Source organism: Psychrobacter sp. NPDC077938 (assembly GCF_044542635.1).
Classification (GTDB): Bacteria; Pseudomonadota; Gammaproteobacteria; order Pseudomonadales; family Moraxellaceae; genus Psychrobacter.
On sequence record NZ_JBITUW010000005.1, the window covers coordinates 13,793 to 27,431 of the forward strand.

The 13,639-nt window shown below is 44.1% G+C and carries 11 protein-coding genes and 2 tRNA genes; 7 read left to right on the forward strand and 6 right to left on the reverse strand.

All coding sequences use genetic code 11. The annotated features are described in order from the left end of the window. Window positions 1–26: 26 nt before the first annotated feature. From betB to ACIGBM_RS09450, 3 genes are all read right to left on the reverse strand, one after another. Window positions 27–1,529, reverse strand: coding sequence for a betaine-aldehyde dehydrogenase (betB, locus tag ACIGBM_RS09440; protein WP_397477579.1), 1,503 nt, complete (start codon window positions 1,527–1,529; stop codon window positions 27–29). 163 nt (window positions 1,530–1,692) lie between these two features. Next, on the reverse strand, window positions 1,693–2,262 hold the full coding sequence (locus ACIGBM_RS09445; RefSeq protein ID WP_218870191.1) for a TetR/AcrR family transcriptional regulator: 570 nt from the start codon (window positions 2,260–2,262) through the stop codon (window positions 1,693–1,695). A 1-nt stretch (window position 2,263) separates the two neighbouring features. Next, window positions 2,264–2,608 carry a multidrug efflux SMR transporter gene (locus tag ACIGBM_RS09450; RefSeq protein ID WP_057761111.1) on the reverse strand — a complete coding sequence of 115 codons (345 nt, stop codon included), beginning with the start codon at window positions 2,606–2,608 and terminating at the stop codon, window positions 2,264–2,266. Between the two features lie 504 nt (window positions 2,609–3,112). Between ACIGBM_RS09450 and ACIGBM_RS09455 the strand changes: the two genes are divergently transcribed. The 3 genes from ACIGBM_RS09455 (at window position 3,113) to ACIGBM_RS09465 (ending at window position 4,764) form a co-directional block, all read left to right on the forward strand. Beyond that, window positions 3,113–3,188: transfer RNA gene (locus ACIGBM_RS09455), tRNA-Asn, on the forward strand. Window positions 3,189–3,378: 190 nt separating this feature from the next. Continuing rightward, on the forward strand, window positions 3,379–3,708 hold the full coding sequence (locus ACIGBM_RS09460; RefSeq protein ID WP_057761113.1) for a hypothetical protein: 330 nt from the start codon (window positions 3,379–3,381) through the stop codon (window positions 3,706–3,708). A 324-nt stretch (window positions 3,709–4,032) separates the two neighbouring features. Continuing rightward, on the forward strand, window positions 4,033–4,764 hold the full coding sequence (locus ACIGBM_RS09465) for a hypothetical protein (protein WP_397477580.1): 732 nt from the start codon (window positions 4,033–4,035) through the stop codon (window positions 4,762–4,764). 105 nt (window positions 4,765–4,869) lie between these two features. Here ACIGBM_RS09465 and ACIGBM_RS09470 read toward each other — a convergent pair. From ACIGBM_RS09470 to ACIGBM_RS09480, 3 genes are all read right to left on the reverse strand, one after another. Then, window positions 4,870–4,960 (reverse strand) — tRNA-Ser (locus tag ACIGBM_RS09470). Between the two features lie 92 nt (window positions 4,961–5,052). Continuing rightward, window positions 5,053–6,201 carry a type I glyceraldehyde-3-phosphate dehydrogenase gene (locus ACIGBM_RS09475; RefSeq protein WP_397477728.1) on the reverse strand — a complete coding sequence of 383 codons (1,149 nt, stop codon included), beginning with the start codon at window positions 6,199–6,201 and terminating at the stop codon, window positions 5,053–5,055. Window positions 6,202–6,360: 159 nt separating this feature from the next. Further along, window positions 6,361–8,298, reverse strand: coding sequence for an AAA family ATPase (locus tag ACIGBM_RS09480; protein ID WP_397477581.1), 1,938 nt, complete (start codon window positions 8,296–8,298; stop codon window positions 6,361–6,363). A gap of 326 nt (window positions 8,299–8,624) precedes the next feature. Here ACIGBM_RS09480 and ACIGBM_RS09485 point away from each other — a divergent pair, with 326 nt between their 5' ends. The 4 genes from ACIGBM_RS09485 to ACIGBM_RS09500 all read left to right on the forward strand — a co-directional run bounded on the left by ACIGBM_RS09485 (window position 8,625) and on the right by ACIGBM_RS09500 (window position 13,597). Beyond that, complete coding sequence (locus ACIGBM_RS09485; protein ID WP_397477582.1) at window positions 8,625–10,151, forward strand: aldehyde dehydrogenase family protein; 1,527 nt, start codon at window positions 8,625–8,627, stop codon at window positions 10,149–10,151. A gap of 90 nt (window positions 10,152–10,241) precedes the next feature. Beyond that, complete coding sequence (gene adhP, locus ACIGBM_RS09490; protein WP_397477583.1) at window positions 10,242–11,270, forward strand: alcohol dehydrogenase AdhP; 1,029 nt, start codon at window positions 10,242–10,244, stop codon at window positions 11,268–11,270. A 181-nt stretch (window positions 11,271–11,451) separates the two neighbouring features. Then, window positions 11,452–11,778, forward strand: a complete 327-nt coding sequence (locus ACIGBM_RS09495; RefSeq protein ID WP_397477584.1) for a DUF779 domain-containing protein — start codon at window positions 11,452–11,454, stop codon at window positions 11,776–11,778. A 190-nt stretch (window positions 11,779–11,968) separates the two neighbouring features. Next, on the forward strand, window positions 11,969–13,597 hold the full coding sequence (locus ACIGBM_RS09500; RefSeq protein ID WP_397477585.1) for a GMC family oxidoreductase: 1,629 nt from the start codon (window positions 11,969–11,971) through the stop codon (window positions 13,595–13,597). The last annotated feature ends 42 nt before the right edge of the window (window positions 13,598–13,639 follow it).

A 13,639-nucleotide genomic window follows, 5' to 3' on the forward strand; every position in this document is an offset into this window, starting at 1 on the left:
GGCTTCGTTTTTCTCAATAAGATTGATTAAAAGACAGATTCAAACGCACCCAACTCTACTTGGATAGATTTGGTCTGAGTATAGTGTTCGAGCGCTTCGATACCGTTTTCGCGGCCGATACCAGAATGCTTATAGCCGCCTACTGGCATTTGTGCTGCTGACTCGCCCCATGTATTCAACCAGCAGATGCCAGCTTCTATCTGAGCGATGACTCGATGCGCGCGTTTTAGATCTGCAGTCACAACCCCAGCCGCTAAGCCATAATCGGTATCATTGGCTCGGCGAATAACTTCTTCTTCGGTCTCGTACGTCAATATCGACATCACTGGGCCAAAGATTTCTTCGCGTACGATAGTCATATCATCTGTGCAATCAGTAAATACTGTAGGTGCGACAAATGCGCCGTTTGCAAGCTCGTTCGTTGTAACGCGCTCGCCACCTGTTAGCAGACGTGCGCCGCCTTTTTTACCTTGCTCGATATAGCCAAGCACGCGCTCCATATGCGGGAAGCTAACCAGTGGACCCATATTGATGTTCTCATCCATAGGGTCGCCCAGTCTAATACGCTCAACACGGGTTAAGATAGCTTGCTCAAACTTCGCTTGTAGCGCTTTAGGAACAAATACGCGCGTACCATTGGTACATACCTGACCCGTACTATAGAAGTTGGCCATCATAGCGATGTCAGCAGCGGTATCGATATCTGCATCATCAAATATGATCAATGGCGATTTACCACCAAGCTCTAAGGTTACGTCTTTTAGAGATGAGCTTGCCGCGCTCGACATGACTTTTTTGCCAGTCGGTACGCCACCTGTGAACGATACTTTTGCGATATCTGGGTGTTCGGTCAGCGCTTGACCCACTTCATAGTTACCTTGTACGACGTTAAACACACCGTCTGGCAATCCAGCTTCTGTCAATATTTCTGCCAGTTTCAATGCCGTCAACGGCGTCACTTCTGATGGTTTAAAAATCATCGCATTACCAGCAGCCAATGCAGGTGCCGCTTTCCACATCGCGATTTGAATCGGATAGTTCCATGCGCCAATACCTGCAACCACGCCAAGTGGCTCGCGGCGAGTATAGACAAAGCTAGTATCACGTAATGGAATCTGACGACCCTCAATCATCGGTGCCAGACCTGCATAGTATTCAACGACATCAGCACCAGTGACGATATCGACGTACTTCGTCTCAGAGTAGGCTTTACCTGTGTCTTTGGTCTCAAGTAGTGCCAACACATCATTGCGATTGCGCAATATCTCAACAGCCTTTGATAAGATGCGACCACGCTCGACCGCTGTCATCGCGGCCCAAACTTTTTGACCTTTATGGGCGGCTTTTAAGGCTTCATCAATCTGCTCATTGCTGGTTTGCTGAATCGTTGCCAATACTTCACCAGTGGCTGGATTGATATCTTCAAAAGTCGTCAGCGATTCATCAACCGCTAGATAACGACCGTTGATATAGGCTGTTTGTACTTGGTCTAAATCGATAATATCTGTCAAATTATTAAAATCAGTCATAAATTCTCCTTAGGACGATTGGCAAAAGCAGCTATATAAAAGTAACTATGTAAAAGTACTGAAGCCGAATAGTGTCGTCGTTAGTTAAGTTTCGAAATCTAGTTTTTAAGAAATTTAGTCTTTAAGTAGTAAAGTAAAAATTATTTTATAAATCAGTGTTGTCTTATAAATCAAAGTCTTGTTGTGTCATTTTTATCAGGCGATCACGTAATGATTGTTTGTCTGCGATATCGATACCTGAAAAGTCTGAGAGCCAAATACCGTCAGCGACAAGGCGAACCATACATAATGTCTCGGTATTATCCGTTGCCGCATGTTTTTTGAGTTGCTCATTCGCCCACTTAGCCCACAACTCACGCAGCTCACTATCACCTAGCATCAATACATATAAGGTTGCTTGGTTATCGTATTCTTCCTGACCTTGCTCGCCGAGGCTGATAGTGGCATCTATATAAGCGCGGGTAAATGAACCGTACTTAACAGGATCGTCAGCCATTGCTGCGTTTACTTCTGCCTCAAACTTAGCCATTGCATCATTGAAAACTTCTAGCACGAGCGCATTTTTGGTAGAAAAATGATGCATCACACCACCCTTTGTCACCCCAACCGCATCAGCGACTGCCTGAAACGTCACTTTAGATAGGCCTTGCTCCAATGTGATACGTGCTGCCTGATCTAACAACGCACGACGAATGACTTCTGGCTGTTTTTTACGCTTATAAGCATTTTCCATATCAATGCACCACAGAATTAGACAATAAGTTCATCACAACAACACCGCCGACGATCATCGCAATACCGACCACTGCTGCTGTATCGAGATTCTGCTTGAATAGCACCACACCAGCGAGTGATGTCAGCACAATCCCAAGCCCGCCCCACAGTGCGTACGCAATGCCTAGCGGTATGGTTTTGAGCGTCTGAGCCAGTAGATAAAATGAAACCGCATAGAGCGCGCCCATCATCAAAGTTGGCACCAAACGGGTGAACTGTTCTGACTTTACCAAAAAAGTCGTACCCACCACTTCGCATATAATGGCAATAGTCAGATAACCGTAAGCAATCGTAGTAGGACTCATCTTTAGAACACCCGCTTTTGTTCAACGCATGCTATGAAAAAACATAGCAAAGAAACCACATGGTCGGTATTTTATAGAACTCTATTGCTAATGTGAAGGGTTGTCTTGCAACTTTATTGTGTCAAACGGTGTCGCATCACTTTCATATTCAAATATATAGAGCATTAGATCCAGTTTTACTTTGCCGAATTGATATCTGGTTCTATATTCTTATCGTTTGTCCAGGTGCCATATAAAATTCTCTGAAAATAATTTTTATTTCCAAAGCACATTTTATTTTTAAAACACATTTGTCGTCATTTTCTACTAGGTTATGCCTTGAAATAGCCTATCTGATAAGGGATTGGCGTTAATTTTCAATAATTGCAATAATATTTATAATTAAACGCATAATAAGGTTGACAGCCTGTAATGACTTGGCTAAAATGTGCCCCACATAACGCAAACAAGCTAATTAACTGCTTTAATATAAAGCGTCAATAACTTGCTGTTATGACCAGCTATTCTCCAATAGCTCAGTTGGTAGAGCAACGGACTGTTAATCCGTGTGTCCCTGGTTCGAGCCCAGGTTGGAGAGCCATATACTAAAAACCTTCATCATAATTTGATGGAGGTTTTTTTATTGCTGCGTCTTTTATATTTACTTCTAATAATATTAGCACGGCTGTGGTGTTCTTTTAGACATTTTTGTTGTATGGTAAGATTAGTTTTGATTGGGTTCGTTTTTGTTTGAGTGCTTCGCTCTTACTCACTAAAAGTAATGGTTTATTATGATACCTGTACGTATAAAAAATAAGTTTTCTGATCATCCGCAAAAGATTATGCGCCCGATTAGTATTCGTTTGTCTGAAGAAATGATTGGTCTATTAGAAACGACGTCATCAGACTTAGGCTTTAAGCGCATTCAAGGGCTTATTCGTCTTTATATTCGTCAGGGCTTGGATCGTGACCATCAAGATTATACGCTTGCCCATGATGAAGTATTCATCGAAACGCTACGTAAGCGCGGCGTTAGCCAGCATATTATTGATGAAGCGATTGTAGTGACGCATAATAATAACATCACTCATCCGCTATCTGAGCTGCAAGACAACGATTAAACAATTAATAGTGTCGTTGCTAATTAATAGTAACGCTGCTAGATAATATTAAAATAAAAAAGACCAAGTTTGCTGACGCGAGCTTGGTCTTTTTTGTGGCTGTTATAAAAGTTAAAGCATTATTGATATTTTTCTAACTCTCCTCTTGTTACGCCCTGCTTCCATCTCATCTACAGTAAATATTTTTTTTAAATACTCTGCGATATTTGCAATGCTAGTTAGCCATAATTAAACACAACAGATGTTTAAACAAGGTATATTAAGAAGATAGTCGCGACTATTTATAAGGTTTCAACATAATAAAGATCTGCAAGGAGGGTTACGATGACGGGCTTACATCAGCGTTTCAACAAAACTTTGTTTTCAACCATGACGGTAGCAATGCTAGTGCTTGCGACTGGCTGCTCATCGCCGCAGACTGATCCAAATAAAACAACGATACCGACAGATTCAGACCAATGGCAAAAAAAGCTAGGACAAACTTTTGAGCAATTGTCTGAGGCCGATCAACAAGTACTCAGCCGATATATGCTGCGCATGAAATTGAGCGATGCTTATGAATCAGGAGCTATGCCGCGCACCACTATCAAGCAAGCGCTGATACAACAGCGTGAATATGAACGTCTGCATCCAAACAATCCAACGGGTAAGAAAAGTCCTATCGTCAAAGGTCAGGCAGCTAATGCTACTGCACAGATGTACCCTGTCGCCCTGCTCCCTGTGAAAACCAGTGATAGCGATAGCTTAAATCAAGTCAAAATGCAGTTTATGCTATCTAATCATGGCAAAGGCGCGATAAAAAGCTTTAAAGGGACGCTAACCATGAAAGATGCCAACCTGACAAATGGTAAAAACTTTAATGTGCCTTTGACAACGTTTGATCCACCTATCGCACCAGAACAGTCTGGCAAGATCATTATTGAAAGCAGTATTGAGGATATCAATGTCATGCGCGCTATCAAAAATGCTAGTGGCATCACTATTGAGATTAATAAAGGCACGCTTACCTTAATAGATGATCAGACAATCGAATTTGAAAACTCACTGGTGAAGTAGCTGTATAACCTACTATTGAGGATCTTATAGAAGGTACTAATTAATACTTTTATCAATACCATAAAAAAAAGCCCCAATCATTGCTGATAGGGGCTTTTTCGAATTTGGCGGAGACGGAGAGATTCGAACTCTCGAAGGGCTATTAACCCTTGTCGGTTTTCAAGACCGGTGCATTCAACCGCTCTGCCACGTCTCCATTGGTGCATCATTATATAGATATCATTTTATAATGCAAGCCCCTAAACTAAAAAAATTCAATTAATTTTCGAATACTTGTAAATTGGTGCATTATCGCTTGCTTGAAGCCAGATGTAAGCACATATCGAGCAGCCTATTGGCATACCCCCATTCGTTGTCATACCAAGCAAAGACCTTGTACTGCTCGCCTACTTGCATAAGCTGCTGACCATCAATGATAAGCGATTCAGTCTGATGGATAAAATCACTAGATACCAATGGCTCATCGGTATAAGCCATAATATCCTGCAAATGCGCCTGACTGGCAGATTTGAGTACTTCTCGAACTGTCTCGACATCGACATCTGGCGTATCAAATACAAAGGTGACATCAATCGCAGCCACGTCGATAGTGGGCACCCGTATCGAATGTCCGTTTATTTTGCCGACCATTGCTGGTAGCACCCGCTCTGTCGCAGCGATACTACTAGATGTCGTTGGAATGATATTATAGCCAGAAGCGCGCGCCCGTCTTGGATCTCGATGTGCTTGATCTAGCACTGTCTGATCAGCAGTAACTGCATGAATCTCTGTCATCATGGCGGACTGCACACCAAACGCCTTATCTAGCGTATCAATCAACGGTACCAATGCCTGCGTGGTGCAAGAAACACTAGAAATAATCGGTAGCTCAAGCGTGAGCGCATCGGTATTCACGCCCATCACGATACAAGCATCCACATCGTCAAATGGCGCGGCACCGATAATCACTTGCTGCGCGCCAGCATCGATATGTAGCGTCGCTTGTTCATACGAGCGAAAATGCCCAGTACATTCTAAAACTACATCGACACCCAGCGCCTGCCAAGGTAAATTTTTAGGATCAGGCTCTGATAGCATATTGATGCAATAAGTCAGGTTGTTCTTGGTCAGACAGAGCTCAGTCTTGCTAATATCACCTGACTCACTCTCTACAATCTCAGCATTTACACCTAATCGACTGAGGCGGCCATGTGTGCTGTCAAATTTTAATAAATGCAACAAGATATCCGCTGGTGCTAAGTCATTAATTGCCACTACATGAATCGCACGGCCCAACACTTCAAAGCGCTCTAGCAAAGCACGAAGTACATTGCGCCCTATACGACCAAAGCCATTGATAGCGACTCTCAGTGGCTGTGTATGCTCACCAGTAGTACGGAACGTCGCCGCTATCGGGTCAGAGGTCAATTGATAAGTAGCGCTCGAAAAATCAGGCATAACATTGGACATAAAGGGTATCGCTATAAATGAGGGTAAAAACTGAGCGTTATCACGTTGAGTGCGCTAATGATTGCTGAATACTAAGAAATAGCAAAAATAAAGCCTATAAAAATAAAGGTGACAAAGTTATAGGCAATAAAATTATAAGCAGCAAAACTATGGAGTGATAAAAATCAATGCGAGGCGAATGGTATTGTAGTCAATGCTTTGCTTGAGATGATCATATATCGGACGCAGCTTGATGCTACCGTCATCATTGAAGTCATTTGGATTATTGGCGACTTTAATGGCGACATAGGCATTACCTACGGCTGTCATCACCTCATCATCTGGACGCAGATGATCGCAGGCAAGACTCGGATCTTGTGATTTTAGGTCAGCAATATGACGCATGATGGTCGACTGTGACAACTGACGCGCTTGTGATATCTCTGCAATGGTCAAACTCTCTTCTAACAACACTCTGGTCGCAAGTAGAGTACTGTCTGATTTGTCAGAGACCTGATTGCCTAATTTCTGTTTTTTATCGATTTTCGCTTGCTGTTGTTCGCGGCGCTTCTTTTGCAGCGTAGCATAAGCATCGATTACCGACTTGCTCAATGTCCCACCTGACTTCAGCACGAATTTTTCATGTGCCTGCTGCATGCTTTCTTCATCTAGCATCGCATAGTTGGCATCCGCTTCTTCAGACAGTACTAGAAACCGCTTGTCCGCGCCGCGAGCCAATGGATCGAGTTGCAAGCTCATGTCGTTCATACCCAGCAGCTGTAGGCCAGATAGCGATTTGAGGCGTGATAATGCCACATAACCTTGTCCCAACTCAAAAGTACGCGATAAATCGATTTCAGCCGCATCGAGGGTCATGCCCTGCGATTTATGAATGGTAATCGCCCATGCCAGACAGAGCGGCACTTGTAAGTAACTTGCTAGCACATCACCCGTTTCATCTTCGATAATCCATTCTTCAGGCTCAGCGATGACTTCTCGTCCTGAATTAAGCCGCACGACAGGCATTTTTTGGGTTGTTGGTTTCTTTGACTTTGGTTTTTCTTTGTCTTTTTTAGCAACGGACTTTTTACCTTTTGTCGTTTTTTCGCCAGCAGCATCCTCATCAACGTCATCGTTGCTATCATCTTCGATTAACGCGTCACTACTTTCCTTATCGTCTATTTTAACAGCGGCAAATCCTATCAACTCGCCCATCGTCCCGTTAGAGACACCAAGCTCGGCATTGTTTTTGATAAACATCACCTTGGCACCGACTTTGAGAATCAGCTCGTCTTGGGTACGTACGGTCTTTTTTAGCGTTTCAACCAGCTTACTATCGCCTGTCGCCGTCGCTTCAAAACGCATCATCTCGCCATCTAGAGACGCCAGTTCTTTGTCATTGATTTTATTGACGTTGAGGTTATGGGTATACAGACGCGTACGCTTGATATCGACACTTTGGTCATAAGTCGCCTCTAAAGCGGCAATCGCCTCAAAGGTTACTTCCTGACGGCGGATTTGGTTAAGAATATCGTCTAAGTCCAGACCACCATTGGCTGCATCGCTGACTTGACGATGCTGCTCAGACAAGTAGCAAATATGGAACTTGGCATCGAGCCACGCATCAGACATAAACGCAAATTTTTCACGATTCGTCTCACCTTTACTGCCAATCGGTGGTAACTGAAAAAAGTCTCCTGCGACTACGACCTGAATACCACCAAACGCTTTGTCATTTTTGCGAATATGCTTGAGCACTTGGCTAACCAAGTTAAGCTGTTTGGCATGTAGCATTGATATCTCGTCAATGACCAATACCGCAGTATCTTTCAATCTGTCTGCTAAAAACTGCTTGCGTGACAAGGTAGACAGATCTCGATCAGTGAGCTCATCTTTGATACCGATGCCTGACCAACTATGAATCGTCGTGCCGTTCATGTGCGTGGCAGCAATACCCGTACTGGCTGTCACCGCAACAGGGACGCGGCGAGCGCGTAAATAATCTATGTATTGATTGAGAGTATAAGTCTTACCTGAACCTGCTGAGCCGGTCAAAAAGACGTTTTGACCTGTTTTTAGGATATCAAGAGCAGAAGATTGACGCATAGATCCAAACCAACCAATATTATGAAGAAGAAATAGTACAAAAAGAAAGCCGCCATGATTAATCGAGTAACCATAGCCAGCCAAATTAGACGCTCACAATTATAACAGCTGCATACCGTTTGCGAACCATTTTAACCGACTCATATCACATAACTTAAAGTTATACGATACGAAATATATCATTATAAAAAGTCATTATCGTTCTGCTAAAAAGCTCAGTACGATAGGATGATAACTTGGTTAGGAAGACCAAGAATGTATTTTTAAATGGTCATACGTAAGTAACCATATTTTAAATAACCATAATACACAACAAGGAGTGGTTAATGTTATACGCTTATCCCAATACTGAAAACAGTCCCGTCCAATTCCGCGAAAAATACGATAACTTTATTAATGGTGAGTGGACCCCTCCTGTCGATGGCGAGTACTTTGACAACCCAAGCCCTATCGATGGTAAAACCATTTGCCAAGTCGCCCGTTCAAAAGAAGCAGATATCGAAAAAGCCCTAGATGCCGCGCATGCTGCCAAAGACGCTTGGGGCAAAACCAGCGTCGCTGAACGTGCCAATTTATTATTAAAAATCGCAGATAGCATGGAAGCCAATCTAGAAGCGATCGCTATTGCTGAATGCTACGAAAACGGCAAGCCTGTACGCGAAACCTTAATGGCAGATATTCCATTAGCCATCGATCAATTCCGTTATTTTGCCAGTGCCATCCGCGCCCAAGAAGGCGGTATCAGCCAGATTGATGAAGACACTGTTGCTTATCATTTCCATGAGCCGCTTGGCGTTGTCGGGCAGATTATCCCATGGAACTTCCCTATTCTAATGGCAGTATGGAAAATCGCTCCGGCTCTAGCCGCTGGTAACTGTATCGTCATGAAGCCTGCTGAGCAGACGCCTGCATCGATACTATATATGTTAGAAGCGATCGGTATTGCTGACATCTTACCTAAAGGCGTGTTAAACATCGTCAATGGCTTTGGTGTCGAAGCTGGTAAACCACTTGCCTCTAACCCGCGTATCAATAAAGTTGCCTTCACTGGTGAGACCACAACCGGTCGCCTCATCATGCAGTACGCCAGCGAAAACATCATTCCAGTGACGCTAGAGCTTGGCGGCAAAAGCCCAAATATCTTCTTTGCCGATGTCATGGACGAAGACGATGACTTCTTGGACAAAGCGGTCGAAGGCCTAGTCATGTTTGCCCTAAACCAAGGTGAGGTCTGTACTTGTCCATCACGTGCACTCGTTCACGAAAGCATCTATGACGAATTTATCAAACGCTGTATCGCTCGTGTCGAAGCGATCAAAATGGGTAATCCACTAGATACTGAGACTATGATTGGTGCGCAAGCCAGCTCAGATCAGTTAGAGAAGATTCTATCTTATCTTGATATCGGTAAAAAAGAAGGTGCAAAAGTCCTAGTCGGTGGCGATCAAGCCAAACACGATGGCGACCTAGCAGACGGCTATTATGTTAAGCCAACTATCTTTGAAGGCACCAACGACATGCGCGTGTTCCAAGAAGAAATCTTTGGACCTGTACTCGCTGTCACCACCTTTAAAGACGACGACGAAGCCATGCAAATTGCCAACGACACCTTATATGGTCTAGGCGCTGGCGTTTGGACACGTAGCGTACATAAAGCCTATCGTTTCGGACGTGGTATCCAAGCGGGCCGCGTATGGACCAACTGCTATCACCTATATCCATCACATGCGGCATTCGGTGGCTATAAGCAATCAGGTATCGGCCGCGAAAACCATCTAATGATGCTCGATCATTATCAGCAAACTAAAAACATGCTGGTCTCGTACAGTCCTAAAAAAATGGGTTTCTTTTAAGATTTGATTTAACGCGACGATTTATAGATAACGTCATAGCACAGAGGTATTGTGCTATGCATATAAAATTAATCCATAAGAGAGCGCCATATGAGTCAAAAAATGAAAGCGGCTGTGCTACATAAGTTCGGGCAACCCTTAGAAATTGAAGAAGTAGATATACCAACGCCAGGCGCTGGTCAAATCGTCGTTAAGATGCAGGCATCAGGTGTCTGTCACACTGACTTACATGCAGTTGAGGGAGACTGGCCTGTCAAACCCAGTCCACCTTTTATTCCGGGACATGAGGGCGTCGGGCTTATAACTGCTGTTGGTGACAATGTACATCACGTTAAAGAAGGTGACCGCGTTGGTGTGCCTTGGCTCTACTCTGCTTGTGGACACTGCACGCACTGCTTGGGTGGCTGGGAAACCTTGTGTGAAAAGCAAGAAAATTCTGGTTACTCCGTAAATGGTAGTTTTGCAGAATATGTCCTAGCAGATGCAAACTATGTTGGCATTATCCCTGAGAGTGTCGACTCTATTGAGATTGCCCCTGTTTTATGTGCGGGCGTCACGGTATACAAAGGTCTTAAAATGACCGACACCAAGCCAGGCGACTGGGTTGTCATTTCAGGTATAGGCGGCCTTGGTCACATGGCTGTACAGTATGCCATTGCCATGGGACTCAATGTTGCTGCTGTTGATATTGACGACGAGAAGCTCAAATTTGCCAAAAAACTGGGCGCAAAAGTCACTATCAATGCAAAAAACACTGATCCGGGTGAATTCCTACAACAAGAGATCGGTGGTGCCCATGGTGTACTAGTGACAGCCGTATCCACCAAAGCATTTGATCAAGCATTAAGTATGTTACGACGCGGTGGTACTTTAGTCTGTAACGGTCTACCAACTGGTGATTTCCCAGTATCAATCTTTGATACCGTTTTGAATGGTATTACTATTCGTGGTTCAATCGTTGGTACCCGTCTGGATTTACAAGAGTCGCTAGAGATGGCAGCAGCAGGTAAAGTAAAAGCGACTGTTGCCGCTGAGCCACTTGAGAACATCAATGATATTTTTCAGCGTATGCGTGACGGTAAAATCGAGGGACGGATTGTGATTGACTATAGTATGTAGACATGTCTTTTGACATTTTAATACTGCTTTAATGATTCGCAGGTATAATCGTGAACGACAGGTCGTATCGATTTCAATCACATGCTATAAATGATGTGATTGAAATCGATACGACTTTTTGCATTCTTACTCAATAAAACTATGGATTACATTAATATTCTCTAAAGATAAGGAAATCATTATGAAAATTACGGCAACAGAGTCTTGTAGAGCGTTAATTGAGCTATTGAAATCCAAGCACGGTGAGCTGATGTTTCACCAATCAGGTGGCTGCTGCGATGGTAGCTCGCCCATGTGCTATCCATTAGGAGAGTTCAAAGTAGGTGGTCAGGATGTACTGGTTGGTGAGCTTGCTGGCTGTCCATTTTATATGGGCAAGGCACAGTACAATTTATGGCAGCATACCGATCTCACTATTGATGTCGTCAATGGTCGCGGTGCGAGCTTTTCGTTAGAAATCCCTGAAGGCAAACGCTTTATCGTACGCTCAGAAATCTGTGCGATATAAGGACGTTTGGTGCAACATTAAGTAGCATTAATTTTAAATAATATACCGAATACAACAGTCTTCGCTTGTCCTATGATATTGGTGCAAACAGATACCGCAGAGTCATTTTTATTTTATTATTTCAGCAGAATAATAGTTACTGTAAAGCGTACCCTATTTTAATTAGCATGGATGCTATAAGGAATATGAAATGGAATTTGACACAACATTTGACTATGTCATCGTCGGTGGTGGATCAGCAGGTTGCGTGCTCGCCAGCCGTCTCACTGAAAACCCAGATATCAGTGTCTGTTTATTAGAGTACGGCGGTGATGGCAAAGATCTAGCAGTACGCGTGCCTGCTGGACTGATTCTGATGGTTCCTGGCAAACCGCTTAAATTGAACAATTGGTGCTTTCATACCACCCCGCAAGAGCACCTTAATAATCGTAAAGGTTTTCAGCCGCGTGGACAATGTTTGGGCGGCTCATCAGCTATCAATGCCATGATCTATACGCGTGGTAGCAAGCTAGATTATGAGCGCTGGGTAGAGCAAGGCTGTACTGGCTGGGGGTTTGACGATGTATTGCCCTACTTTATCAAAGCTGAAAACAACGTTCGTGGTAGTGATGACCTACATGGTGATAGCGGGCCGCTGCATGTTAGCGACCTACTCAGTCCGCGAGACATCTCCAAAGCATTCGTAGAAGCTGCGATTGCCAATGGCCTAGATCATAACACCGACTTTAATAGCGAAAAGCAAGACGGTACAGGGTTGTATCAAGTCACTCATTTCCATGGTGAAAAACAAGGCCAACGCTGCTCTGCCGCGGCTGCCTATCTGCATCCTGTCCAAAACCGCTCTAACCTAACTGTCATCACTCATGCGCAGGCTAACCGCGTCATTATCGAAGACAATCAAGCGACAGGCGTCGTCTACGAAAAAGACGGTGTCGAACATACTGTCACGGCGCGTCATGAAGTCCTACTGTCAGGTGGTGCGTTTGGTTCACCTAAAGTTCTGATGCTCTCAGGTATGGGCCCTGCAGAGCATTTGCAGTCTCATGGTATCGATGTGGTAGTAGATGCACCTGAAGTCGGTGGTAATTTGCAGGATCATTTAGATGTCGTCTTTGATTACGAGGTCAATACGACTGATGTCATCGGTATTGGCATGGCATCGATTTCGACATTAACCAAAAGTATTCGGCAGTGGAGAAAAGACGGTACAGGGCTGCTATCTACCAACTATGCAGAGGCAGGTGCGTTCTTTAGCGTCGGTGATGACCCAAAGGAGTGGCCAAATACACAGCTGCACTTTGTCATCTCGCGCGTGATAGAGCATGGCCGTGATCTCAGACGCGGCTTCGCTGTCTCTTGTCACAGTTGCTACTTACGGCCTGAAAGTCGAGGTACTGTTAGGTTGGACTCAGCCGACCCTTCTGATGCTGTCTTGATCGATCCAAACTATCTGTCGCATCCAAAAGATGTAGAGTATATGGTAGCTGGTGCCGAGCGTACTCGCGCCATCATGCAAGAGTCCGCACTCGCTAAGTACATCACTAAAGACTACCCTGCCCCTTACCTCGAAAAAGACGGCATGCTCGGTTATATCCAAAATAAATCTGACACCATTTACCATCCAGTAGGCACTTGCCGCATGGGCTCAGATGACAGCTCTGTGGTTGATTTGGAATTAAAGGTGCGAGGTGTGAGTGGATTGCGAGTCATCGATGCATCAGTGATGCCAACGCTTATTAGCGCCAATACCAATGCGCCAACTATTATGATTGCCGAAAAAATAGCCGATCTCATTAAGGCAAATCATGGCCCTATTTGATGCTGTATTGGGCAGACTGCTTATAGCTAATTGCTTTAAAGA

Coding starts and splice junctions, on each gene's coding strand:
- ACIGBM_RS09485 (WP_397477582.1), top strand. CDS start 8,625: ATGTTATACGCTTATCCCAATACTGAAAACAGTCCCGTCCAATTCCGC.
- ACIGBM_RS09465 (WP_397477580.1), top strand. CDS start 4,033: ATGACGGGCTTACATCAGCGTTTCAACAAAACTTTGTTTTCAACCATG.
- ACIGBM_RS09460 (WP_057761113.1), top strand. CDS start 3,379: ATGATACCTGTACGTATAAAAAATAAGTTTTCTGATCATCCGCAAAAG.
- ACIGBM_RS09500 (WP_397477585.1), top strand. CDS start 11,969: ATGGAATTTGACACAACATTTGACTATGTCATCGTCGGTGGTGGATCA.
- ACIGBM_RS09480 (WP_397477581.1), bottom strand. CDS start 8,298: ATGCGTCAATCTTCTGCTCTTGATATCCTAAAAACAGGTCAAAACGTC.
- ACIGBM_RS09495 (WP_397477584.1), top strand. CDS start 11,452: ATGAAAATTACGGCAACAGAGTCTTGTAGAGCGTTAATTGAGCTATTG.
- betB (WP_397477579.1), bottom strand. CDS start 1,529: ATGACTGATTTTAATAATTTGACAGATATTATCGATTTAGACCAAGTA.
- ACIGBM_RS09475 (WP_397477728.1), bottom strand. CDS start 6,201: ATGCCTGATTTTTCGAGCGCTACTTATCAATTGACCTCTGACCCGATA.
- adhP (WP_397477583.1), top strand. CDS start 10,242: ATGAGTCAAAAAATGAAAGCGGCTGTGCTACATAAGTTCGGGCAACCC.
- ACIGBM_RS09450 (WP_057761111.1), bottom strand. CDS start 2,608: ATGAGTCCTACTACGATTGCTTACGGTTATCTGACTATTGCCATTATA.
- ACIGBM_RS09445 (WP_218870191.1), bottom strand. CDS start 2,262: ATGGAAAATGCTTATAAGCGTAAAAAACAGCCAGAAGTCATTCGTCGT.